Source organism: Streptomyces sp. NPDC019531 (genome assembly GCF_044903305.1).
In the GTDB taxonomy this organism is placed as follows: domain Bacteria; phylum Actinomycetota; class Actinomycetes; order Streptomycetales; family Streptomycetaceae; genus Streptomyces.
Map to the genome: position 1 here is coordinate 55,044 of NZ_JBJDQL010000013.1, position 24,143 is coordinate 79,186.

General features: G+C 71.0%; 19 protein-coding genes and 2 pseudogenes. 9 read left to right on the plus strand and 12 right to left on the minus strand.

What is annotated here, in order from left to right:
• Positions 1–10 precede the first annotated feature (10 nt).
• From ACI2L1_RS17920 to ACI2L1_RS17935, 4 genes are all read right to left on the minus strand, one after another.
• Positions 11–2,407: a SpoIIE family protein phosphatase gene (locus ACI2L1_RS17920; RefSeq protein ID WP_404740381.1), complete on the minus strand. Its 2,397-nt coding sequence runs from the start codon at positions 2,405–2,407 to the stop codon at positions 11–13.
• 176 nt (positions 2,408–2,583) lie between these two features.
• On the minus strand, positions 2,584–3,150 hold the full coding sequence (locus tag ACI2L1_RS17925; RefSeq protein ID WP_404740271.1) for an antibiotic biosynthesis monooxygenase: 567 nt from the start codon (positions 3,148–3,150) through the stop codon (positions 2,584–2,586).
• Between the two features lie 49 nt (positions 3,151–3,199).
• Complete coding sequence (locus ACI2L1_RS17930) at positions 3,200–3,586, minus strand: hypothetical protein (protein ID WP_404740272.1); 387 nt, start codon at positions 3,584–3,586, stop codon at positions 3,200–3,202.
• A gap of 326 nt (positions 3,587–3,912) precedes the next feature.
• On the minus strand, positions 3,913–4,836 hold the full coding sequence (locus ACI2L1_RS17935; protein WP_404740273.1) for a MurR/RpiR family transcriptional regulator: 924 nt from the start codon (positions 4,834–4,836) through the stop codon (positions 3,913–3,915).
• 184 nt (positions 4,837–5,020) lie between these two features.
• Here ACI2L1_RS17935 and ACI2L1_RS17940 point away from each other — a divergent pair, with 184 nt between their 5' ends.
• The gene (locus ACI2L1_RS17940; RefSeq protein WP_404740274.1) at positions 5,021–5,422 is read left to right on the plus strand and encodes a DUF3662 domain-containing protein; all 402 of its coding nucleotides are present in this window, start codon (positions 5,021–5,023) and stop codon (positions 5,420–5,422) included.
• A 29-nt stretch (positions 5,423–5,451) separates the two neighbouring features.
• Here the strand turns inward: ACI2L1_RS17940 and ACI2L1_RS17945 are convergent, their stop codons facing one another.
• From ACI2L1_RS17945 to ACI2L1_RS17955, 3 genes are all read right to left on the minus strand, one after another.
• Complete coding sequence (locus ACI2L1_RS17945) at positions 5,452–7,131, minus strand: ArnT family glycosyltransferase (protein WP_404740275.1); 1,680 nt, start codon at positions 7,129–7,131, stop codon at positions 5,452–5,454.
• A 93-nt stretch (positions 7,132–7,224) separates the two neighbouring features.
• Complete coding sequence (locus tag ACI2L1_RS17950; RefSeq protein WP_404740276.1) at positions 7,225–9,156, minus strand: phosphatase PAP2 family protein; 1,932 nt, start codon at positions 9,154–9,156, stop codon at positions 7,225–7,227.
• A gap of 167 nt (positions 9,157–9,323) precedes the next feature.
• Positions 9,324–10,232 (minus strand): BadF/BadG/BcrA/BcrD ATPase family protein, encoded by a 909-nt coding sequence (locus ACI2L1_RS17955; protein WP_404740277.1) that lies wholly within the window; start codon positions 10,230–10,232, stop codon positions 9,324–9,326.
• Positions 10,233–10,542: 310 nt separating this feature from the next.
• On the opposite strand from ACI2L1_RS17955, the gene ACI2L1_RS17960 reads away from it, so the two are divergent.
• From ACI2L1_RS17960 to ACI2L1_RS17985, 6 genes are all read left to right on the plus strand, one after another.
• A complete protein-coding gene (locus ACI2L1_RS17960; protein WP_404740278.1) occupies positions 10,543–11,664 on the plus strand; it encodes an ROK family protein in 1,122 nt (373 codons plus the stop codon).
• A gap of 274 nt (positions 11,665–11,938) precedes the next feature.
• The gene (locus ACI2L1_RS17965; protein WP_404740279.1) at positions 11,939–13,261 is read left to right on the plus strand and encodes an extracellular solute-binding protein; all 1,323 of its coding nucleotides are present in this window, start codon (positions 11,939–11,941) and stop codon (positions 13,259–13,261) included.
• A 122-nt stretch (positions 13,262–13,383) separates the two neighbouring features.
• The gene (locus ACI2L1_RS17970; protein WP_404740280.1) at positions 13,384–14,295 is read left to right on the plus strand and encodes a carbohydrate ABC transporter permease; all 912 of its coding nucleotides are present in this window, start codon (positions 13,384–13,386) and stop codon (positions 14,293–14,295) included.
• Positions 14,292–15,194 carry a carbohydrate ABC transporter permease gene (locus ACI2L1_RS17975; protein WP_404740281.1) on the plus strand — a complete coding sequence of 301 codons (903 nt, stop codon included), beginning with the start codon at positions 14,292–14,294 and terminating at the stop codon, positions 15,192–15,194. The genes ACI2L1_RS17970 and ACI2L1_RS17975 overlap by 4 nt, the downstream gene beginning before the upstream one ends.
• Before the next feature lie 2 nt (positions 15,195–15,196).
• The gene (locus tag ACI2L1_RS17980; protein WP_404740282.1) at positions 15,197–16,906 is read left to right on the plus strand and encodes a hypothetical protein; all 1,710 of its coding nucleotides are present in this window, start codon (positions 15,197–15,199) and stop codon (positions 16,904–16,906) included.
• 13 nt (positions 16,907–16,919) lie between these two features.
• Positions 16,920–18,752 (plus strand): hypothetical protein, encoded by a 1,833-nt coding sequence (locus ACI2L1_RS17985; protein WP_404740283.1) that lies wholly within the window; start codon positions 16,920–16,922, stop codon positions 18,750–18,752.
• Between the two features lie 33 nt (positions 18,753–18,785).
• Here the strand turns inward: ACI2L1_RS17985 and ACI2L1_RS17990 are convergent, their stop codons facing one another.
• From ACI2L1_RS17990 to ACI2L1_RS18010, 5 genes are all read right to left on the minus strand, one after another.
• Positions 18,786–19,724, minus strand: coding sequence for an RNA polymerase sigma factor (locus tag ACI2L1_RS17990; protein ID WP_404740284.1), 939 nt, complete (start codon positions 19,722–19,724; stop codon positions 18,786–18,788).
• Positions 19,725–19,837: 113 nt separating this feature from the next.
• Positions 19,838–21,199, minus strand: a complete 1,362-nt coding sequence (locus ACI2L1_RS17995) for a carotenoid oxygenase family protein (RefSeq protein WP_404740285.1) — start codon at positions 21,197–21,199, stop codon at positions 19,838–19,840.
• A gap of 82 nt (positions 21,200–21,281) precedes the next feature.
• Positions 21,282–21,983 carry an alpha/beta fold hydrolase gene (locus ACI2L1_RS18000; RefSeq protein WP_404740286.1) on the minus strand — a complete coding sequence of 234 codons (702 nt, stop codon included), beginning with the start codon at positions 21,981–21,983 and terminating at the stop codon, positions 21,282–21,284.
• Entirely contained in the window at positions 21,980–22,573 is a 594-nt protein-coding gene (locus ACI2L1_RS18005; protein WP_404740287.1) for a hypothetical protein, read from the minus strand. The genes ACI2L1_RS18000 and ACI2L1_RS18005 overlap by 4 nt, the downstream gene beginning before the upstream one ends.
• A 176-nt stretch (positions 22,574–22,749) precedes the next feature.
• Entirely contained in the window at positions 22,750–23,391 is a 642-nt protein-coding gene (locus ACI2L1_RS18010; protein WP_404740288.1) for a nucleoside/nucleotide kinase family protein, read from the minus strand.
• 90 nt (positions 23,392–23,481) lie between these two features.
• Here ACI2L1_RS18010 and ACI2L1_RS18015 point away from each other — a divergent pair.
• Both ACI2L1_RS18015 and ACI2L1_RS18020 read left to right on the plus strand, forming a co-directional pair.
• Positions 23,482–23,664 (plus strand): annotated as a pseudogene (locus ACI2L1_RS18015) (DUF4440 domain-containing protein); the annotation flags it as partial.
• Between the two features lie 207 nt (positions 23,665–23,871).
• Positions 23,872–24,121, plus strand: a pseudogene (locus ACI2L1_RS18020) (nuclear transport factor 2 family protein); the annotation flags it as partial.
• Positions 24,122–24,143 lie beyond the last annotated feature (22 nt).

The following is a 24,143-nucleotide window of genomic DNA, read 5'->3' on the forward strand; positions in this document are numbered from 1 at the left end:
GTCCGGCGGTTCACTCCGGCTCGGACGGCATCCGGATGTCCAGGACACAGACGTCGTCACGCCGTTCGACCTCAAGCACCGAGGTCAGCAGCGGGACCAGGGAGCCGGGCGCGTCCGTGTGGTGGGCCGCGACGGCCGCCGCGAGCCGGCCCAGACCGTGGTCGATGCCCTCCGAGGGCAGCTCGACCAGGCCGTCCGTGTAGAGGAGGAGCCGGTCACCCGGTTCCAGGACACAGCGTGCCTCCTCGAAGTCCGGGGCGGCGCAGGCCCCCAGCAGAATGCCGGCCGGACGGTCGAGAAAACGCACCTCACCGCCGCGCACCAGCAGCGGCGGCGGATGACCGGCCTGGGCCCACACCAGACAGCGCTCGCCGGGGTCGTAGCGGGCCAGCACCATCGTGGCGGTGCCGTGCGAGTCGCGGGAGTGCAGCAGCAGGGTGTTGAGGCGGGAGAGCGCCCCGGTCAGCGACGAGCCCGTGATGACCATGCCCTTCGCGGTGAAGCGCAGTTGGGCCATCGTGGCCACGGCGTCCATGCCGTGGCCCGCCACGTCGCCGACGACGAACAGGGCGTCGCCGTCGGGCAGTTCGATGGCGCTGAACCAGTCGCCGCCGACGTGGATTCCCGACTGGGCGGGCAGATAGGCCACTTCGACCCGCAGCCCGGCGAGGCCGACCGGTCGGGTGGGCAGGGGCAGCAGTGCGTGCTGGAGCCGGGCGGCCAGGGTGCGCTCCGCGCGCAGCACGCCGTGCTGGGTCACGATCGCCTGCTCGCTCTCGACGAGGGCGAGTTCGGCGCTGCGCTGCGCGGTGAGGTCCTGGACGAAACCGTGCACCTCGACGGGCCGGTTCTCGGTGTCCGTCACCACCTCGGCGACCATCCGCAGATGACGGACCTCGGCACCGGACCTGACCCGGAACGGGACGTCGAACTGCCGCCCGGTACGCGCGAGTTCGCGCACGGCCCGGGCCAGCAGCGGGGCGTCCTCGGGCAGCGCGAGCTCGGGCAGGTCGGCGAGCCGGACCGGCCCCAGCGTGGGATCGCGGTTCAGGACGAGGAAGGCCTGGGAGGACCAGCTGCCCTCGTCGGTGACCAGGTTCCAGTTCGCCCAGCCCAGGTTCCCCAGCCGCTGCACATCCGCCAGGCGCTGTTCCTGCCGGTCGGAGGAGTCGTGCCGGACCCAGGTGACGACCAGGGCGCCGCCCAGCCGGGCCGAGTGCACCGCGTACGTGGACAGTTCCGCGGCGCCGTCCACGACCTCCTGGTAGGCGAACGGCTCGCCCCCGAACGGTTCTCCCGTGCTCAGCGTGCGCAGACAGCCGTGCCACACCGCCTCGTCGGCCATGCTCGGGAAGCACTCCAGGATCCGTCGGCCGAGCAGCTGCCTGCCGGTGCGGCCCACGACATCGACCGCCTCCGCGGTGGCGGCGTCGATCCGGTAGTCCTCGACCTCGCCCGACGGGCCGCGCAGCGGCGTCAGCAGCATCGCCGAGCCCGGTAGCGAGTCGAAGACGGGCTGTGCGGCGGTGGCCGCGGCACCGGCGCTGAGTTCCGGGCGGGCGCCGAAGGACCGCAGCCAGCCGGCGCACAGCCGGGCGACGGCCCGCAGGAGCTGCCGGGCCCGCGGGGTGAACGGTCCGCCCCGCGTGCGCAGGACCCCGATGCACACCTCGGCGCCGTCGCCGGTCGACACCGGCAGCCAGGCGCGGGACAGCCAGCGCTCGGGCGGCTCCCCGATGAGCAGATATCGCTCCCGGTCCGTCGCGAAGTCCTCCAGCCAGAGCGGCTCCCGCGCCCGGAGCGCCTCCAGCGCGGTGATGCCGCTCAGCGGAGGAACCCGGGCCCACTGGACGGCCACGGTGTCGTCGAGGCCGGCGTGACCGATCAGTTCGAGTCCCCCCGCGGGCAGGGACCGGTAGAGCATGAGCGCGTCGGCGTCCACGTCCGCCGCGAGCTCCTCCAGGAGACAGCGGGCCAGGTCATGGGGCGTGACGACGTGCACAAGAGCTCTGCCGAGCCGGCCGAGGGCGCTGGAGCCGTCGTCCATGTCGGGAGCGTCCCAGCCGACGGGTTCGGCGGCGCCCGGCCGAGGGGACCGTGGACCGGCGGGTCCGGGGACCGCGGAAAGGAGAGCGCCGGGAAGGTCCACGCCGTGGTCGGGCTCGGGGGCGGCGCCGGGCAGCGGGGGCACCACGGAGCCGAGGGTGATCCAGCACTCTTCCAGCAGTGTGCGGTTGCCGGCCTTGGCCCGCTGGAGCAGATCCTCGCCCGCGGCGTCCGGCGTGCATCCGCTGAGCGCCATGAGGGCGCCCTTGGCCCGCTCCAGCACCGCCGAGGTGGCGGCCTGGTCCCGCAAGCGGTCCATCTCCGCGCGTTGTCTGGCCACGACCTTGGCCAGCGCGGCCATGTCGGGCGCGGTACCGGCGTGTGAAGGGCCGGCGGGCTCGCTCGTCACCCGTCGAGCATGGCACACGGGGCACAGATCGATCGCGCTCTTGTGCGCACACATCCCACGCATCGGTGACCCCACCGGTTGACGAACCGGCCCGCGCCCCGGTGCATGGCACGGTCAGCGGTCAGCGGTCAGCGGTCGGCCACCGGGTACAGCCACCTCCGCAGCAGTCGGCTCAGCAACGGCATGACCAGATACGTCAGCACCGGCAACAGCACCACCGGGAACACCGCGGCCCGCAGCGGCAGCGGCCAGGCGGCCGTGCGGGGCGCCACCAGCCACTGGATCAGCAGCGTGCACGGGAAGGCGCCGAGGAACGTGGTGAGCACCATCTTCCAGCGGACCGGGGGACGGACGGTGGTGCCGGGCAGGCTGAACCAGGTCTCAAGGCCGGTCGTCGACTGCCGTTCGCTGCCGACCTCGGTGGCGATGTCCTCGATCCGCGCGTGCCAGTCGGCCCGCTCCCGTGACTCCAGCCAGAGGGTGAGCCGGTGCGCGTCGGACCAGCGCAGCACCGCGTGGAAGCGGTGGCCGTCCTCGGGACGCAGCCAGGAGACGCCCTCGTTGCCGGGAAACTGTCTGGCACAGCGGCTGATCCCGTGCGTCCACTGCTCGAACTCCCGCTCCCGCCCGGGACGCACCTCCCAGGTGAGGACCGTGGTGACCGGATCGCCGCGCCGTACTTCCGTGGTGCTCATGCTCGCCACGGGTCCCACGTACGGCGGGGATCATGCCCACCGGGTGGGTTCAGCGGCCGTGGTGGTGGTCCACCAGGGCCTGGGTGACCTCCCGGATGCTGCGGGCGATGTGCTGGAGCTGCAGGACCTCGGCGGCGTACAGCTTGATCGTGTGCTCGATGACCGACTCCGGCAGCCCGAGTGCCGGCAGGTCGGCGCGGGCGGTCTGCAGCGCGGTGCGGGCGACCCGGATCTCGTGCTGGACCTGGATCTGCGCGTGCCGGGCGAGCAGCACGGTGTGCCGCATCAGCGCCGGGTAGCTCGCGTACCGCGCAGGCACCAGCTCGCGCAGCCACTTGGCCGCGGAGCGCTCCCAGTCGTAGCTGCCGGGGGTCTTGACCTGGCACGGCCAGTCCGGGCCGAGGCGGGTGGTGGTCCGCGTGGTCGTCAGGGTCATGGTGATCGCTTCCGGGTGTGCGGCGTCGTGAGCGTGGTCCGACGGTTTGGGCGGCCCCGGTCTAGGGGATGACCGGGGCCGCCGCGGGCTCGCGTGCAGGCGAGGCCCCACCGAACACCCCGGGCGCCGACGCGGGTAGGAGACGACGGCTCGGGATGTCCGTACAAGTGCCCTCTCGGGCGGGTGTGCGGAACGTTCCCGGAGCGGTCCGGGGTGATCCGTGAGCAGTATTTATATATGCCGTTCTCTTTGCAAGGAGTATGAAAACATTCATGCGTGATTTAGGCATGAATGTGGCGTTCTGGCCCGGTATGACGGGGGGTGGGTCAGTCCCTGAGGAAGAACTGGTGCTGGTCGGAGATCTGCTCGTAGTCCTCCAGCCGTGCCTGAGTGCGCTCGGGGTCGGCGTCGGTCATGGCCTGGAGCAGGGCGGCGGCGATCACACCGGGTGCCGCGTAGGAGTCGAAGACCAGGCGGGAGCCGGTGCCGGTGGTGAACAGGGCGTCCGCCTCGTCGGCCACATGTCCGAGCGCCAGGTCCGTGACGAGCGCGACCTTCAGTCCGGCGCTGCGGGCGACCCGCAGGGCGGTGAGGGTCTCCTGGGCGTGCCGCGGCATCGAGAAGGCGAGCATCCAGGTGCCGCCCGCCTCACGGGACTGCAGGAGAGCGTCGTAGGCGACGCTCCCGCCACGCGTGACCAGCCGTACGTCCGGATGGATACGGCGTGCCGCGTAGGCGAAGTACTCCGCCAGCGACGCCGAGATGCGCAGGCCCAGGATGGTCAGCGGGGTCGACTCGGACAGCTTGCGGCCGAGGTCGATCACCTGGTCGGGGTCGGCGAAGTCGCGGCGCAGGTTCTCCAGGTTCTCGATCTCCGCGTCGACGGCGGCCTGGAGTTCGTTGCCGCGCGACTCCTCGTCCGCGACCGGACCGCCGGCGAGGGTGCCGAGCGCGATCGACTGGAGCTTCTCGCGCAGCGCGGGGTAGCCGCTGAAGCCCACGGCCGCGGCGAACCGGGTCACCGAGGGCTGGCTCACGCCGACGCGCTCCGCGAGATCGGTGATGGAGAGGAACGCCGCTTCGGTGATGTGCTCGATCAGGTACTGGGCGATGCGTCGCTGCCCCGGGGAGAGCCGGGGCCTGTCGAAGAGCGTCCTGAGCTGGGAGGCCGGGGCGGCCTCCGTTTCCGGTGCGGTCTTGCCCGAGGTGATTGCGGATGCCTGTGCGCGTGCCTGCTGCGGCGATGGCACCGAGGCGCCTCCTTTGTCTCCCACGGGGAGTCAACATAGCCCACGCCCCCCGGTGACCAGCGCTTGTACAAGAGCGTCAGGCAACCGCCGGAACGGACGGATACGCGCCCGCCGCAAGGGAACCCACCCCTGACAGGACAGGCCCTCCGTACGAGAAACCAGAACTTTCGGCAGGTGAGAGGCAATGGGTGCGCTGAGCACACTGGAACAGGCCATGGAACACGGGTGGGAGACGCTCTGGGCGCGGGTCGTCGACCGGGAGCCCGTCGAACTCCTCGACGCGCTGCGACGTGAGTGTGACAGCAACGTCGTCGTGTGCAGTGAGAGCCGGGTGGTGGTCCCGAACGCGTACGACGTCGAGCTCTCGGACTTCGTCTACGACGAACTCGCCCGCCGGGGCAGCGGTGTGGGCCAGGAGCTCACCGACCGTCTGGCCCGGCACGGGGAGCGGCGGGGCTACGAGTGGGCGGGCCCGCTCGCCGTCCACATCACCAGGTCTCCCCAAGTGCCCAACGGCCGTTACCGCGTGGCGAGCAGGGCGATGCCGCACGTGAGCGCCGAGGGCTTCCAGCACACGATCCGCTGAGCCGGCACCGGCTGCTCCCGGCGGGGTGATCATCGGCGGTAGATCATGATCGAGTGCCCGACCTCGTCGATCGGACGGCTGCTGTCGATCAACTCGGCCAGCCGGCCCTTCGCTTTGGCAACCGACGAGTCCGAGACGACCAGGACTCCGCGCACGTCGTCGACCGGTGCTTCGCGCGGGTCGGACGCCTCGATGCCGTAGGCGGACGGCAGGCCGCTGCCCTTGTAGACGAGCCAGATCCGCTCGTCCGGGTAACGCTCGCGCAGCCGGTCGGCGAGTCGGCCGAGGTCCTGTCCCCAGTCGACGTTGGAGTCGTGCAGCCGCAGATGGGTGCGGGCCGGACCGCCGAACGCCTCGTTGGAGTACGGCAGATAGTACGGAAAGGTCCGCAGCGAACTGACCGCGACGAACAGCACCAGCGCCGCGGTGACGGCCGGCGCCCGGCGTCGGCGCACCGTGAGGACACAACCGGCGGCGACCGTGAGGAACATGGGCAGGAAGAGCGTGTACCGGGTCCCGAAGTCGCGTGCCCCCGTCATGGCCGAGGCGAGCAACACCCCGGCGGGGACGAGCAGATACGGGGCGGCCGGCCGCAGCCGTCGTACCGCCACCACCACGACGGCGCCCGCGGCCCACAGGGCGAGCAGGCCCAGCGGGGTCTTCACCAGGAGCGCCGCGGGCAGGTAGTACCAGAGGTGCCCGGTGTACACCCGCCCGAACAGGAAGCCCTCCCACGGGTAGTTCTCGAAACGGAACTGGATCCGCATCCCGTCCGCGTACGCCTGCGGGAACGGCAGCAGATCAGCCAGCGTCCCCTTCAGACCGTGCACCACCGGCACCTGATCCTGGGACGTCCACCGCAGCCGCGGATCGACCACCAGATACGACGCCCATACGACGGCGATCGCTGCCACCGTCACGACGGCGGCCGCGCCGAGCACCCGCAACAGCCTGCGGCGCGTATCGGCACCCCGACCCGCGCTCCACACCGAGAGGGCGGTCAGGCCCAGCATCACCGGCACCGCGGGCAGCGCGCTCATCTTCGTGGCCAGTGCCGCACCGAGGGCGAGACCGGCGAGCGGGACGTACAGCCTGGGCCGCGCGCGGGCCCGCCACAGCAGCCACGCCGAGGTGAGCAGGAAGCCGGCCGTCGGCACGTCGAGTGTGGCCAGCGAACCGTGGGCGACGAGGTCGGGGGAGAAGGCGTACAGGGCCAGTGCCGCGAGGCCTGCCATGGTTCCGGCGAGGTCCCGGGCGAAGGCGAACACCACCAGCCCGAACAGCAGCGTCAGCACGATCACCGGGAGCCGGGCCCAGAACATCAGCTGCCAGGGGTCGTTGCCCGACGCGTAGAGCAGATGCGGACCGAGCCCGATCTGAGGGCCGTCGTACGACGTGTCGACGTGCGGGTCGGCGAGCGCCACGCCGACGGCGATGACGAGCTTGCCGAGCGGCGGATGCTCGGGGTTGTAACGGATGCCCTGACCGTGCAGGTACTCGGCGGCCGTGGCCACGTAGACGGGCTCGTCGATCGTCGGGGTCTGTTGCACGGCGGTCGTCACCATGACGGCGGCCATCTGCGCGAGGAGCACGAAGACGAGGAGCGGCGCCGCCCACCGCCGGGCGGGTCGCGGCCGTCGTCGCTCGTCGTCGCGGGTCCCGGAGCCGGGGGCCGGGTCCAGGACCGTCTGCTGCTCGCTCGCCATCATCCGCCCCGCGGCGACGCCGGCCGGGCGGTGGCGGGAGCGATCCGGAGGGACCTCATGAGGGCCACTCTCGCATCGGCTCCCGCCCCGCGGGCGTCACCGCTTCAGGAGTCGTACCGACAGACCTTCCGCCGTGTAGACGGGTACGGCCCGCAGCGTGTCGGAGTTCAGTTCGACGCGGTCGAACCGGCCGCGCAGTCCCTGGGAGCCGAGGACCCGGATCGTGTGTCCGGCCGTCGGCGGCCTGTGCGCGTCGAGCTTCAGCGACAGCACGCTGCCCGCGCCGAGCACCGCGCGCCGCGTCACCTCCAGGACCGGCTGCTGGCCGGAGCGCAGGGTGAGCTCCAGCGTGCCCGCCTCCTGGCTGTAGGTGCCGTGGATCTGGAGCGACTTGTGGCCGAGCGTCAGCTTGCCGCCCTGAACCCGCACGTCGCCGTGCCCGAGCGCGTGAGCAGAACCGGCGACGAGAACGCCTTCCTTGAGCACGGTCCCGCCGGTGTAGCGGTTGTGGCCCGTCAACGTGAGCGTGCCGCTGCCCCGCTTGGTCAGACCGCCGCAGCCGTCGATGTCGTTGCGCCAGCTGTCGGCCGCCTGGAAGCCGCCGGCAGCCGCGTCGAGCGTGACGGTGACATCGGAGTCGAAGGAGCCGTACCCGTCCGCCGCGGTGAACAGGTCGAGGCGGCCCCACTGCTCGAAGCCGTCCAGCAGGACGTAACCCGAGGGGAGTCCGGTGGTCCGCAGCACCTCACGGCGCTGCGCCGCGTCCAGGTAGGGCAGCCTGGTCTCCAGCAGCACCTCCGCGCCCTTGGGCACCGTGAAGGGCTTGTTGCCGCCGTCCCGGCTCAGCACATAGGTCAACCGGGGCTTGATGGAACGGGCGTTGGCGTCCCGGTCCGCGTACGCGTCGGCGGTGTCGGAGTGGGCGTAGGCGAACAGCGTGTCGGCCGTGGTGCCCGTCTGCTCCGTGAAGTACGTCAGCGCCTGTGCCCGGGCCGCTGCCTTGAGGTCGGCGTTCGCCGAGTCGGCCAGCGTGGCGGCGGCCAGCGCGGTCGCCATGATGCGGCCGCCCATGACGTCGACCGTCGAGTGCATGCCCGACATGATCCGGGTGTGGCTGAGCTCGAAGGCTCGGGTCACCAGCTCCTGGAAGCGCTCCGGCACCGCGTACGCGAAGGCCAGGCCCGCCAGGTGGAAGGCGTTGGTGTGGCCGCTGGGGAAACCGCCGTCGTCCACCGGGGAGGTGTTGCGCTGGCGCAGCAGCTGCGGGGCGACGACCACCTCGGAGTCGTAGACCGGGAAGCCGAGAGCGTCCTTCGCGCCCGTGTCGACGACCTCGCTGTCCTCGTTCATGCGCCACGGACGCGGGTACTGGAAGGAGTACTTGCCCGGGTTGCCGGAGGCGTAGGGGCCGCGCACGGTGTCGACCAGCTTGGCCACCTGGCCGAGCGAGGAGTCGTAAGAGCCCGCGCCGAGCGCGGAGCCCGCGGGGGCGTCGGCCGGCACGGCGTCGCTGATCGTGGTCGCCGGGGTGCCGTCGGGCGCGCTGGTGATCGAGGTGACCGCCTTGGCCCCGGAGCGGTAGAGGCCGGCCAGCGGGCCCAGGGCGCCGATCATCGCGTAGCTCTGGTGCTGACGGTCGTAGAGGAAGGCATCCTTGGCCTGGGCCTCGGTGCGCGCCTTTGTGACGCGGACGCAGTAGCGCATGTTGGCGCGCAGTATCTCGGGTCGCAGCGGTGTGCCGGTGTTCCAGGCGTCGCCCGTCTTCCAGATCTTGGCGAAGCCGCCGAGGATCCGCACCACCGCGTTGGTCTCGGGCGTCAGGTTCGTCAGGACGTTGGTCTTGTAGTCGTCCACGAACGCGGCGGCGGCCGTGGCGGCCTTCGCGTCCGCGGCCCCCAACCAGGAGACCAGGGTGGGCGCGGCCACGACACCGGCAGTGGCACCCAGGGAGGTCCTGAGGAACCCCCGGCGGTTCACGGTACGTTCGGCGGCGCGCGCGGGGGAGTGGTGCCCGGCGGAAGACGGCATGGATGGGCCTCTCTTGAGTTCTGCGGCCGTGCGGCCAGGAGCTGGTGCGGATGCGACTCATGATGCGCCGGAACACGTAAGCGTCGAATGCGCTTTCTGAAGTCGTACGAGCGAAGATCTACTGGTGAGTCATGTCGGAGCAGAGGAGACTCGACGACCAGGACATGTCACACAAGTGAACGGGCCATCGCCACGGCCCCGTCGACCGGCGGCGCGCGCAAGGGCGTCGGCCGGGCCGCGGGCACACCCTCGGCCAGCGCCGTCACAAAGGCGTTGTACAGCGAGGGCTGGGCGAGGACGGTACTGCCCGCGACCACGACGTCGTCGACCACGACCCCGCGCGCGGCGAGCCGTTCGACGAGCGCGGCCAGGGCGCGGCCCGCCTCGGCGATCACGGCGCGGGCCAGGTGGGACCCGGCATCGGCGGCGGCGAAGACGGCCGGGGCATGCCGGCCCCACTCGGCGGAGGCGGACGCGGCGTGCTCCAACGCGGCGCCGAGCGCGGGGACTTCGGGGACGTCGAACCCGGACAGCAGGCCCAGCGCCAGCGCGTCGGGCTCCTCACCGCGGTCGTGGGGCGCCCCAGCGGCACGGACGGCCTCGCGGACGAGTCCGGCGGCGCCTCCCTCGTCGCCGAGGAGCGCGCCCCAGCCGCCGACCTGGATCGCGGTGCCGTCGGTGAAACGGCCCACGGCCACCGAGCCGGTGCCGGCGACCAGGCCGACCCCCTTGTCCAAGCCCGCGGCCGGGACCAGCAGTTCGGCGTCTCCCACGACCAGCGCGGGCGCGTCGAAGTGCAGTTGGAGAGCGGTGCGGATCTGCGCGCACTGGCGCGGGGTCTCACAGGCGTGCCCGCCGACGGCGAGGGCGGACGGACGGGCGCCCGCAGGAAGCGCGGCGGCGGCCAGCGCGGCCAGCCAGCCGGCGGCGGCCACCGGGTCGTGCGGCCGCCAGCCGCTGCTGGAACGGACGTGATCGGCCACAAGGGTGTCGCCCGCGAACGCGCGGAGCTGGGTCTTGGTGCCGCCCACGTCGATGCCGACCACCAGTGGGCCGACCACGGGGGTGTCCTGCACGGAACCTCTTTCGTCGATGCGCTGTGTGCTGCGACGGTGGGCGAACCGTGCCTGGAGGCAAGGCAGTTGATGAACTCGGGAGACCCCGGGACGGGCCTCTGACGGACCACGGCAGGCGAGTACCGTGACGTTCGTTAGGAAGTTAACTAACGAAGTACAGTGCGTGTCAATAGGCGTCGCGCACTCGGCTTCCCCGGCCTCTTGACCGGGTCGGGAACGCGCGAGGCCAAAGCAACCCATCACCGCCTCCCCGCCGAATCGATCGGCGCGGGAGAGCGGCCTGTGACCTGGGGGAAGTGTGGAGCATGACGTGGTAAAGGCCCCCCGTCTGACCGAGAGCGCGAGCGCTGTGTTCGCCGTGCTGGCCCAGGCGGGCACCGCGACCCGGCCGCAGCTCGCGAGCCTCGCGCGGCTGTCCAAGCCGACGGTCTCCTCCGCCGTCGCCGAACTGGAGGGCGTCCACCTCGCGGCCCACTCCGGCACCTCCTCCGGTGGTACGGGCCGCAGCGCGGCCGTATACCGTCTCGGTCCGGCCGCGGGCGCCGTGCTCGCCGTCGACCTCGGCCCGGCCGTCACCCGGGTGCGCGGCTGCGCGCTGGACGGCAGCCTGCTCGCCGAGGCCACCGGCCCCCGGGCGGACGCCGCCGACGTCGTGCGGGACGCGCTCTCGGCGCTCCCCGCCGACGCCCCGCTGCGCACGATCGTCGTGGCCGTCGGTGATGTCACCGCACCACAGCGGATGCGCCCCGCCACGGCCAAGGCCGGTCCCGTCTTCGACGCGGTGACCGTCGCGCTGCCGCCCGGAGTGCCCGTCCACCTGGAGAACAACGTCAACTGCGCCGCCCTCGCCGAACTGCACGAGGGCGCGGCTCGCGGCCGTCACACCTTCGGCTATCTGCGGATCGGCGTCGGTATCGGTCTCGGCATCGTCGTGGGCGGACATGTGCTGGCCGGTGCGAACGGCGCCGCGGGAGAGCTCGCGCGGCTGCCCTACCCCTGGGACGACGACCTGGAGCCCCGCCACGAGGCCCTGGAGGAGTACATCGGGGCCCGCTCCCTGCTGCGCCGGACCGCGCAGGCCTGGCCGGAATCCGACGGCGCCTGTCCGCGCACCGCCGAGCGGCTCTTCGCCCTCGCCGGACAGGGCAGCGCCGCAGCCCGCGCGGTCGTCGACAGACACGCCGTGGACGTGGGCCGGCTGGCCGCCGCGGTGACGGCCGTACTGGATCCGGGGCTGCTGGTCCTGGGTGGCAGCACAGGTGCGTTTCCGCAGCTCCTGCCCGGGGTACGGGCGGAGCTGGAGCGGCTCAGCTGGCCCACCGAGGTGGTCAGCAGCCAGGTCGGTGATCTCGGTACCGTCGTGGGTGCGGCCCGTCTCGCGGTCGCCAGAGGAGTCCAAACCGTGACCCAGGTGGCGCGGACGAAGGATTGACGGGTTCGGACTCGGTCTGCCAATGTCCGGACAAGCGCTTTCTAAGTCGGCCGGGACGTCGGCTTGGGGCGAGCGTCCCGCCCGTACTCGACGTACGGCAACCGCATGAGGGCGAGCCCGTGCGGTGGCGGCCACGAAGGCCGGGGATCCTCGCCCGTCAGGATGACGCGGCCGGGCGAGGCCGTGCCCCGGAAAGTGAACCTTCCTGCAAAATGCACCCGTGCCGCCTCGTCGGCGCCGTGCTCCGTCCCCTACGACGAAAAAGGGATCGAAGATGACCACTGTAGGTGTGCGGCGCTCCAGCCGACTCAGCCGCGGCGGCATGCGCCGCATGGTCCCCCTCGCTGCCGTGGCCACGGCAGGTGCCCTGCTGCTCTCCGCCTGCGGGTCGGGATCCGGCTCGGGCGGAACCTCCAAGGCCCTGACGTTCTGGATCTCCACCGTTCCGGGGCAGGACGCGGGCTGGAAGAAGATGGTGGCGCAGTACAAGAAGGAAACCGGCGTCAACGTCAAGCTCGTCAACATCCCCTACGACGGCTACCCGACGAAGCTGCACAACGCCGCGCAGGCGAACTCCCTGCCCGACGTGGCCGCCGTGCCGGCGCTGGACCCGATCTGGTCGAGCAAGCTGATCGACCTCAGCTCCATCGCCAACAACAAGACCAACAAGATCAACACGAACTTCGTCGCCAAGGACTCGTCCGGGAAGGTGCTGTCCATCCCCTCGGACGTCACCGCGTCCGGCCTGTTCATCAACAAGTCGCTGTTCGAGAAGGCGGGCGTCTCCTTCCCGACGGAGCCGTCGAAGACCTGGACCTGGACCGACTTCATCGCCGCGGCAGACAAGGTCCGTGAGAAGACCGGCGCCAAGTACTCCCTGACCTTCGACCAGTCGCCGTCCCGGCTGCGCGCCATGGTGTACGAGATGGGCGGCCAGTACGTCCACGCGGACGACTCCGGCAAGTTCTCGGTGGACGCGGCGACCAAGAAGGCCGTGAACACCTTCGTCGGATGGAACGACGACAAGACCATGCCGAAGGCGGTATGGACGAGCGGCGCCGACCCGTCGGCGATGTTCCAGAGCGGTGACGTGGTCGCCTACTGGTCCGGCGTGTGGCAGGTTCCCGCCTTCGCGGACAGCATCAAGAAGTTCGAGTGGGCGAGCGTCCCGACCCCCGCGCAGCCGGTGCAGGCCAGTGACGTCAACAGCGGCGGCATGACGGTCGGCTTCAACAACAACGCCGACGCGTCCAAGGCCGCGACGAAGTTCCTGTCCTGGCTGTACGAGCCGGCCCACTACAAGGCGCTGTGCGAGGCGTCCGGGTTCCTGCCGGTCGAGAGCGGTCTGAACCCGACCTACCCCTTCAAGTCCGAGGCGGCGCAGGCGGCGTTCAAGCTGTACAACGAGGAGATCCCGCTCTACGCCCCGATCTCCGGCTACTTCAACGGTGCGCAGACGAAGTGGGTGCTGAAGGGCAAGAGCCTCACCGAGGACCCGACCAAGACGGAGCTCGGCAAGGCGATCAACGGCCAGCAGTCGGCCGACAAGGCCCTGCAGAACATCGTGGACGGCTACAACCAGCAGGTCGGCGGCTGATCGTGGGCCACAGGCCGGGCGGCGGTGTCTCGACCCCGCCGCCCGGCCCCGGCCGCCCGCGTGATGCCGGGCTCATGGTGTGAGCCCACCGCAATCCAATCCACCAGCACGGAGTCAGGAAGATGACAAAACGCGCCTCGGACGTGACCGTGAGCCCGCCCAGGAGACGCAGTAAGTACACCCTTGCGCCGCTCGTCCTCATCGCGGCCAATGTCGTGCTCTTCTCACTGTTCTTCGTCTGGCCGGCGGTGATCGGGCTCGTCTACTCCTTCACGAACTACACCGGTGTGGGGGCGTTCCAGTTCATCGGTCTGGACAACTACCACAACCTGTTCGGGGACTCCACGTTCTACGACGCGCTGACCCGGACGCTGCTGTACGCCGTGCTCTTCGTACCGCTGAACTTCGCGGTCTCGCTGCTCGCCGCCAACCTGGTGGTGAGCAAGCACGCCAAAGGCGCGTCGGTCGCCCGCGTCATCTTCTTCATCCCGTGGCTTCTGTCGCCCATCGTCGTGGGTGTTCTGTGGCGGTGGCTGTTCGGTGAGAACTTCGGACTGGCCAACTACGTCATCGAGAAGCTCGGCGGAAGTGCCGTTCCGTGGCAGTCGAACGCGGACCTGTCCTTGATAGTCGTGGTGATGGCGGCATCCTGGGCCTGGACGGGTTTCTCGATGCTGCTGTTCATCGCGGCGATCAAGAACGTACCGGTGTCGTACTACGAGGCGGCCTCGCTCGACGGCGCCGGCCCTTGGCGCCAGTTCTTCAGCATCACACTGCCGAGCATCGCGCCGACCTCGTTCATCGTCATCCTGCTCAACACGATCAACGCGATGAAGGAATACCCGGTGTTCGTCGCCCTCAACAACGGCGGACCCGGAACGTCGAACAACCTGCTCGTCCAGTACATCTATGAGACCGGCTTCAAACGGGGCCAGATCGGCTACGCGAGCGCCGCGTCATTCGTGCTCATGCTCATCCTGATGGCCGTCGCGATCATTCAGCTGATCGTCAACCGGCGGGTGGAGAACCGATGACTACCACAGACATGCCGCGCCCTGTCGACGCCGGTTCCGGACGGCCCGTCTCCAAGAAGCGGCCCCGCAGGGCGGCCACCGGTGGGATCCGGCAGGCGGTGTCCGCGACGACGTTGCTGTGGATCCTGGCGTGCCTGTACGGGTTGCCGGTGCTGTGGTTCATCCTCAGCTCCTTCAAGCCGGCCAGCGACCTGTTCTCCTATCCGCTGACGCTGGTTCCGCACAACCCCACCCTGTCGGGTTTCAAGGCAGCGTGGGACAGCGCCAACTTCTCCCAGTACTTCATCAACACGGCCATCGTGTGCGTGATCACGACGATCCTCACGGTGGGCGTCAGCTGCTGCACCGGGTACGCGCTGGCCAAGTACGACAACCGATGGCTCAAGGCGTTCTTCATCTGCATCCTGGCCACCACGATGCTGCCGTCCGAGGTCATGCTCGCCCCCGAGTTCCTGGTGGTCCGCAACCTCGGTCTCTACAACTCGTTCGCCGGCATCATCCTCCCGGCCGTGCTCACCGCGACCGGATGCTTCATGTTCCGCCAGTTCTTCCTGACGGTTCCCGACGAACTCGTGGAAGCCGCACGCATCGACGGCGCCCGCGAACTGTCGATATTCCTGCGGATCATGGTGCCGCTGTCCCGGCCGATCATGCTGACCCTCGCCATCCTGTCCTTCCAGTGGCGGTGGAACGACTACATCTGGCCGCTGCTGATGCTCAACGACCCCAACAAGTTCACCGTGCAGATCGGCATCCAGAGCATCGTCGGCGCGCAGAACATCAACTGGTCGGTCCTGCTCGGCGCATCGGTCATCTCCATGATCCCGCTGATTCTGATCTTCCTGGTCTTCCAGCGCTACGTCATGAGCGCCGACATCAATGCCGGACTGAAGGACTGACCTTGCCCAACTCGCTCGACCACGAGTTCGTCCACGCGGTGGCCGCCGCCGCCGACCGGTCGACCGTCCCGTCGGCGGCCGCCCCCGACGAGGCACCGGTCGGCGTGCCGCACCGTGGTCTGGCCCGCCGGGTGAAGACCCTGGTCGCGGCGTACCGGTCCCCGGACTCGGCACTGCACGGCAGCGGGCGGGCCGTCGCCGCCGCGACGACCCACCTGCGCGCCCTGCGGGCGGTGCAGACCGGCACAGGCCTCTTCGCCGGCGGCGACAACGTGCAGTCGCCGCCGGACTCCGCGTTCACCGTCAACGACGTGTGCGACGCGTACGTCCTCGCCGCAGGCGGAGGGCCGGAGCTGCACGACGTCACGGCGGCGCTGGCCGAGATCGCCGGCGCCGCCGCGGACAGTCTGCTGACCGGTGGGGTGCACACCCCGAACCACCGCTGGGAGCTGAGCGCGGCCCTGGCCCGGCTGCACCGCTCGTTCCCGGACGACCGGCTGCTCCACCGCGTCGAGGAGTGGCTCGCCGAGGGCGTCGACATCGACGCGGAGGGCCTGTATTCGGAACGCAGTGCCGTCTACGCGTCCCTCGTGACCAACCCGTCGCTGCTGTTGCTGGCCGAGGTCCTCGGGCGTACCGACCTGCTGGACGCTGTCGAACGCAACCTCGCCACGACCCTGGACCTGATCAGGCCGGACGGCACGGTGGAGACCGTCCACTCGCGCCGCCAGGACCAGAAGCTTTCGTTCCCGCTGTGGCCCTACCTGCCGCACTACCGGCTGCTCGCGATCCGCACCGGCCGGGGCGACTTCGCCCGGGCGGCGCTGCTGGCGGCCGCCGACGGCATCGACGACTCCGACCTGCTCGCCCAGACCCTCCTCACCCCGGACCTGTGCCGCGCGCTGCCCGCACCGGCCGCGGAGACACTTCCGCGCGACCGGTACATCACCACCGCACGCCTCGCCTCCCGCGCCTCGGCCACCGCGCACACGGTGGTGTACGGCGGCTCCGACGTGCCCGAGCACCGGCGCATCCGCTCGGGTCTCGCCTGCAACCCCACCTTCCTGCGTCTGTTCGCCGGTGCCGCCGTCCTCGACGCGGTCCGCCTCTCGCGAGGGTTCTTCGACCTGGGCCCGTTCCGCGCCGCCGACATGGAACTGCTCGCCGACAACCGGTACCGGCTCACCGGAACCCTCACGACCGCCTACTACCAGCCGCTCCCGAAGGACCGGAGGCGCGACGACGGCGCCTACCGTCTGGTGGACGAGGGTCGCTTCTCCGCGGCGATGGCCTTCCCCGACCGCCCTCAGGACGAGGTCTCCCACACGACCCGAGTCGAGGTCGACCTGCGGGAGGACGGGGCCGACCTGCGGATCGACATCAGCGGCCCATCGGTGCCCTGGTCCCTCGAACTGACCTTCCGGCCGGGCGGCGAGCCGCAGGGCGCCGTACCGCTGGGCGACGGACGCTGGTGTCTGACGACCGAGCCGTTGACCTACCGCGTCGGCGACGACGAGATCCGGGTCGAGGCCGCCGTCGAGACGGGCGAACCGCTCGCCGGACCGGACCGGAGCGACGTACTGCGCTACGACCCCGGGCAGGACTACACCGTGGTCGGCGGCACCGACGCGACGACCGGAAACCGCGTCTACCTCGGTGGGCACGGACCGCAGACACTGACCCTCACACTGCGCGCCACCTCTCAGGCATGAAGGGCCGATCCCCTTGCACCTCCCTCGCCAGCTCGGCCCGCTGCACGACCTGCCGGACTCCCCGGAGGCGTACGACGCCGTCCTCGCCGACGTCACCGAGCAGGCCCTCGCGCGCCTCACGCCCGAGGGCAACCTCGAACACCCCGACTGCGTCGACGACATCGGCGACACCTCCCTCGGCATCACCTCCCTGCTCGCCCTCGCCTGGCAGCGCAGCAAGGACCCGCGGCTGCCGGAGGCGGTCGGCCGCAGTCTCGCCTTCCATCTGCGCGAGCGCGTGTACACCGACGACAACCCCGGCTACCCGAACCTGAGGGTGCGGAACTGCGGTCTGCCGTACGCCCGTTACACCCTGGCGCCGGGCGCGCACCCCATCGGCGACTGGCCGAGCACGGTGTGGGCGCTGCTCCAGGCGGTGAACCTCCTCGACATGGCGGACGGTCTCGTCGAGAACGCGCAGCGCGCCGAACTCCTCGCCGTGGCGCGCGGATACTGGGGCTGGCTGACCGAGGCGACCTTCTTCAACCCGCAGGAGGCCGGCAACCAGGCGATCGGCTGCGTGGTCGGAGGCCTGATGCTCGCGGCTCATCTGCCGGGCACGGAAGGGCAGTCGGTCCGCGAGCGGGCCCTCGGGCTCTACACCGACAGGATCCGCGCCCACCGGGTGGAGGACCGCGGCGCGGCCCTGCCCCCCGAGCACGGCGGCGCCTACGACAACAACTACGGTCCGATCTCCCTCTCCTTCCTCGCCCAGGCCCACCGGATCAGCGGCGAGGAGATCTTCGCCGAGGACGGCGACGCCCTCGCCCGCTACATCGACGCCCGCCTGACGAACGGCGGCTTCGACAACGGCGGTCCGCGCTACAGCGAGCAGCACTCCGCCTTCGAGTCGGTCCTGGGCCTGCGCTACTTCGGTGCCCGTATCAGCGCCGACCTGGGCCGCTACCGGGGCGACAGCCGCTGGGCCCGGCACGCCGTCAAGGCGGACGGCGGGGTGGACGGCCACTTCGCCTGGATGCTGGTCTGGCAGATCCAGGACACCACGCGCTGGCACCGGGAGCCGTCCGAGGCCACCGCACGGCACCAACTGCGGGCCGGTACCGTCTCCGTGGCCTTCGACGGCAGGATGACGCCCGCGGTGTTCGAGGCGGGCGGCACCTACTACCTGCCCGCCGCCGTCAACCGGCAGCACGGCTTCGGCCCGGTCGTCGACGGCTTCCTGCTGTGCCGCCCCATGGGCGAGGTCCGCGTCCGCGACGTCCGCACCGACGGTCTGACCGCCAAGCTGGTCACCAAGCCGGTCGTCGGCCGCGACCACGTCCTGCGACACATCCAGTCCCTGTACGTCACCGACGGCACGAGCCTGTGGACCACGGTGACCGTGGAACGGCTCCCCGGCACGCCCTACCTGCTGGCCGGGCTGCCGTACGCCGAGGACGACGGTGACCGGGTGCGCCGGACCGCCGAGGGCGAGGTGACCTCTGTGGGCGCCCTGCGGCTGACGCACCCCGAGGCGGAGGGCATCGACCACTTCGACGCCCGCGCGGAGACGACCCAGGAGCAGGCCGCCTTCGCTCTCGCCGCCGACCCCCGCGGCTACGGCAATCCCGACGAGGGCTGGCGCCACCTGGTCTGCTCCACGGCCCTGGAAGCGGACCCGGCGCCGCAAGCCCCGGACGATCTGCACGCCTTCGCGGTGCGCTACGGCCCCGGCGACGCGTTCACGGCGTCCTTCGAACGCGACGGCAGCGGACTGACGGTGCACACCGAGGCGTTCACGGCACGGATCGGTGACCCGGCGGGCGACGCCCTGGGCGAGCCGGAACTGAGCCTGTCCGCCTGCTGAGTCGGAAGGCAGGGGCGAGCCCAGGACCGCTGTTCAGCGCTGTGGTACGGGGAAGACCACCCGCAGCGTCCGAACCCTTCGGTCCTGGCGGGACATGATCCAGGCGAGGGTCGGTACGGACGGGGCCCCGGTGCCCGGCAGTCGGGTGACGTCCATCTCCCAGATGGTGATGTCACGGCTGGCCACCACATGGCGCAGGTGCTGGCGCACGCCCTGGTCCAGGGCCTCCCGCATGGCAGGGAAGGGATGGGTGCGTTCCCCCGGCGTGCTGAGCTCGCCGAGCAGTTCGGCCTCCGGCGGCCACAGCTCGACGATGTCTCCGGGCAGCCGCCCGCGCGCCGCGCTCTCCAGCGTGATCAGGGCCTCCTGCCTGCTGTCCTCGGTGACGGCGGCGGCATCGTCGTGCGCCTGTGTGGCGGTCGACAGCAGCACCTCGGCGAGCTTCGCCCTGGCCTGACTGAGCCGGCTGCGTACCGTGCCGACGGGCACCTCGCAGGCCGTGGCGATCTCCTGGTAGGCGGTGATGCCGCTGAAGTGCCGCAGCATCAGCACCAGCCGCAGCCGCGGCGGCAGTTCCTCCATCGCCTCCCAGATCCAGTCGCGCATCGCGTGCTGCTCGACGGCCCGCTCCGGGTGCGACGGTCCGTGGTCGCGAAGGTGCAGGTGGTCGAGGCCGTCGAGGCCGAGCGACTCCCGTTTGTCGCGCAGGCGCATACGGGCGGCGTTGCGCACGATCGCCTTCAGCCACGCGCCCACCGCCGCGGGATCCCGTACGTCGCCGATGCGGCGGAGCGCGGTCAGCGCGGCGTCCTGGACCGCGTCGTCCGCGTCGGGGCCGTAGCCGAGCAGGCTCAGGGCCACCGCGCGCATCGGTGCCTGATGGCGGGCCAGCAGCAGCCCGAGGGCGCCGGTCTCGCCGGCCTGGGCCCTGCGGGTGAGTTCCTCGTCCGTGGGCGGGCCGATGGATGCCATGTCTGTACGCCTCCGGGGCGGGATGTCGCAAAGCGTCTTGCTGAAGGGCGCCGGGCTGCGGCCCACTGCCGGGCCGAGCACCCAGGACGTGCCGATACCGCATCATGCCCCGGTCACGGCGGCTCCGGCAGCCAACTGCCGTGGAAACCGGCCGGGACCGGATGGCGCAGTTCCACCACCGCCTGGACGGAGAGGTCCACGGCGTCGAGGACGAGCAGCTCCCCGGCCGCACCGTCGTCGTCCGAGACGAGGGAGAGGAGCCAGCCCTCGTCCTCGCCGGTGCCGTCCACCGCCGGTACGAAGACCGCCTCGCCGGCATGACGTCCACCGGGCGTCTCGTAGGTGCGCGTGCTGTCGCGCGTGAGGTCGTGTTTGACGATGCCGTCGTCGCGGACGGTGTACAGGTAGCGGTGCGGGCGGCCGGTGCGGGCCCTGTTGTGGGTGGGGAACTCGGCCGCGCGGTCGTCCAGTCGGCTCTCGGTGACCTGGCGCGGGACCGCCGGGTCCAGCGTCCAGCGATGCAGCACGGCGGGGGCCCGGCGGGGGCGCGGGGCGCGCGCCGCCGGGCCGACGGGTGACGTGTGGCCGGCGAGGCTCGACCAGCAGTGCCGGAAGCCGTCGCGGTCGTAGCGCACCGCGTCCAGGACGATCCGACCGCTCGCGTCCTCATGGGCGTTGCCGACATGGAAGACATAGCAGGGATCGACGTCAAACCAATCGACCTGGGTGCTGCCGGGCGTTCGGGGCATGACCCCGAGCCGTGCGCCGTACCCGTCGTCCCACCGGTAGGGCATGCCGCGGCGCCCGGCCAGGGCCGGGTCGAACACGACGGGCAGGTCCAGCCAGACGATGTGATGCTCGGTGATGGCGAAGTCGTGCATCATCGTCGGGCCCGGCACGTCGACCGTACGGCTGTCGAGCAGCAGTCCCTCCGCGGTGACCCGGTGGTAGGTGAGGTACGGCGGGGTGAACCCGGTGCCGAACAGATGCAGTTCGCCGGTGACCGGGTCCTCCTTGGGATGCGCGGTCATCGCGGTGGTCAGCCGTCCCGCGAAGTCGTACGGCCCCACCGTCTCCAGCGAAGGAGTGACCCAGTGGGGGAGGCCCGCTTCGTGCAGGGCCAGCACCGTGCCGGCGTGCCGGATGACATGCGTGTTGGCGGGGGTCGCGGTCAGATCGAGGGTGAGATCGTCGCGGACGAACGGATGTCCCTCCAACTCCCGTGTGCGAACCCACCGGTTGCGGTACCACTCGGCGCGACCGCCGCGCAGCCGGACACCGTGGAGCATGCCGGGGCCGGAGAACCAGTGCCCCGTGTCCTCACCGGGCAGCGGGTTGGGCCCGTTGCGCAGATAGTGGCCGTCCAGCTCGGGCGGCAGCAGGCCCCGCACGGTGAGGTCGGTCGCGGTGCTCTCCTCGGGGACCGGGGCGAAGCGGCCGCGGAGATACGAGGGGAGGGAGATCTCGTCGGTCATGGCGCCTTCCTTCGTGCCGCCTTCCTCTGTGAGCCTGTGGAGCCCGTGCAGGGGAGGCACGGGCTCCACAGGGCGACTTGGCCTACGCGGAGCTTCCCGCGGCGGCCCGCTTGATCAGCTCGGCGACCTCGCCGGGCTTGGACACGTAGACGGCGTGGCTGCCGCCGGTCTCGGTGACCGTCGCGCCGGCCCGCTCGGCCATGGCGCGCTGGGCCGGGGGCGGGATCATGCGGTCGTCGGTCGCGACGAGGTAGTAGCTGGGCCTGCTGCGCCAGGCGGGCTCGGTGACCGTCCCGCCCAGGGCGTCGAGGCCCCAGGGCACCTGTGCGTCGGCCAGGAACCGGGCCTCGTCGGCGGGCAGGTCCGCGGCGAAGGACGCGGCGAACTTCTCCCGGTCGAGGAACAGGAACCCCTCGACGGGCGGCAGGATGGGCGGTACCGGTGCCCCGGGCGGCGGGTCGGCGATGAGCGTGTTCACGGACTCGTCCTTGTCGGGTGCGAACGCCGCGATGTACACGAGCGCGCTCACGTTGTCGTGACTGCCCGCCTCGGAGATCACCGCACCGCCGTAGGAGTGTCCGACCAGCACGGTCGGGCCGTCCTGCGCGTCGAGGACCAGCTTGGTCGCGGCGGCGTCGCCTTCGAGGGAGAGGGTGGGGTTCTGGACGACGCTCACGCGATAGCCGTCGGCGGTCAGGAGGTCGTAGACCCCCCGCCAGCCCGAACCGTCGACGAATCCGCCGTGGACGAGGACGACGTTCCTTGCTTCCGTGATGGTGTTCATGACGCATTCGCTCCTTGGTGAGTCGACGTCAGGGGTGCCTGAGCCGCTTCCAGTCGTGCCTGGGCCCGGGCAGGGTGGATCTTCGTGAAGACGGCGGGACCGACGAGGCCCACGACATGGGCGGTGATGCCCGCCCACACCGGGGCGTCCACGGCACCGCAGACCGCCAGGCTCACGCCGATGAAGGTGAACCCGGCGCCCCAGGCGATGGTGATGTTGTTGTTGACCCGGATGAACTCCGGCATGTCCCAGTACTCGCGCGGTGTCTGGCGCTTGGCGATGCCCAGCGTGAAGGGCCGGCGGATCGCCAGGGTCCCCCAGGCGGTGGCGGCCAGCCAGGCGAAGGAGACGACGTCGGTGTGGTCCGCCAGGACCGACTCCGGGTCGGCGACGGCCACGGCGCCGACCACCGCGAAGTAGACGATGGTGCTGATCTCCAGGATCAGGGCGTCGAGGCCGACCCCGCGGCGGTGGTCCTGCACCAGGAGCAGCACCCCCGTGACAAGCCCGCTGATCGCTCCCCATCGCCAGTCGAAGGACGAGACGACTCCCGCGACGATCCAGGGGATGAAACCGCGCATGTAACCCATTGAGCATCCTTGATGACATGAAATGGACGGCCTCGGAAGGGGGTTGCTCCGAAGCCGCTCGGTGTCCGACGCCGACTAGATGCAGGCCGGGCGCGGAAGTTCGAACCGTGCGGTATGACGCTCGTCACATGCGTGTGCGTGGTGGGGCGGCCGACCCGGTGACCGCCGTCGGTCCGTCATCCCGTGAGGCCCGACAGCACCAGGTCCGCCCGCTCCCGGGTCGCCGCCACCAGCTCAGCGTTGGGCTGGTCCGAACGCCTGACCCAGGCCACCGCCTCCTCGTGGGTCTTGCCGAACTCCTCGTGCCGGGCGACCAGTCGTCGGACCCGCTCGTCCTCGTCGAGTTCGCAGAACCACACCTCGTCCAGGGCGGGCCGGACCCGGGGCCACGCTCCGGTGCCGAGGAGCAGGTAGTTCCCCTCGGTCACGATCAGACGGGCGGTCGGGTGAACCGGGATCGCCCCGGCGATCGGCTGCTCCAACAGCCGCTCGAAGCCAGGCGCGTACACGATGTCGCCGTCCGTCTCCTCACGCAGCCGCCGCAGCAGGGCCGCGTACCCGGCCGCGTCGAAGGTCTCGGGCGCCCCCTTGCGGTCCCGCAGACCGAGCCGGACCAGTTCCACGTCGGCGAGATGGAAGCCGTCCATCGGGACGTGCGCGACCCACGGCTCACCCGAACCGTTGAGCGCGCCCACCAGATCTTCGGCGAGGGTCGTCTTGCCCGAGCCGGGGGAGCCGGCGATTCCGAGGATCGCCCGGCTCCCGGGACGGCTGAGGGCGCGGGCGCGGACGAGGAGGTCGTCGAAGGTCAGCGGCACACCGCAGAGTGTGTCATCCGGTGCCGAGTCGATGACTTCAGGTCGGCCAGGCACCCTGGAGGGCGGAAGGGGGAGAAAGGAGCCCCAGCCGTGCCCCACGACTCCCACGACTCCCGTGACTCCCGCGAGCCCGACGACGAGGCGCAGATCCGCACCCTCATCACCGGGTGGGCCGAAGCCGTCCACCGCGGGGACCTCGCCGGTGTGCTCGCCGGCCACGCCCAGGACATCGTGATGTTCGACGTGCCGCCGCCCCATCACGGCATCCGGGGCCCAGGGGGTGTCTGACAATTCCCGCCTGCCCCGCGGCGTCTGGCACGCACTCCCCCACTGCCTTAAGGACGTGGGGGGACCCCCAGCCGCGTTGCCGAAAGGCCCGAGTAGCTCCGCTACTAGGACCTTCCGGCGCCTTGCGATCGCACGCACCAGACGCCGCGGGGCCCGCCCTCCGGGCGGACGACGGGAATTGTCAGACACCCCCTCGCCGCCTACCGCGCAGCCTGGCCGCCCTTCTTCGAGTGGCAGGCCCAGGGAGCCTGCTTCGACATCGAGACCCTCGACATCACAGCGGGCACCGACGTCGCCTACGCCCACGCCCTGCTGCGCTGCGCCACCCCGGAGGAACTCGCCGCCCACCCCGGCCTCCGGCTCAGACTCACCCTCGGCCCTGCGCAAGGAGCGCGGCCGCTGGCTGGTGGCCCACGAGCACCACTCGTTCCCGCACGACTGAATCCACGTGCCTGCGACCCGCG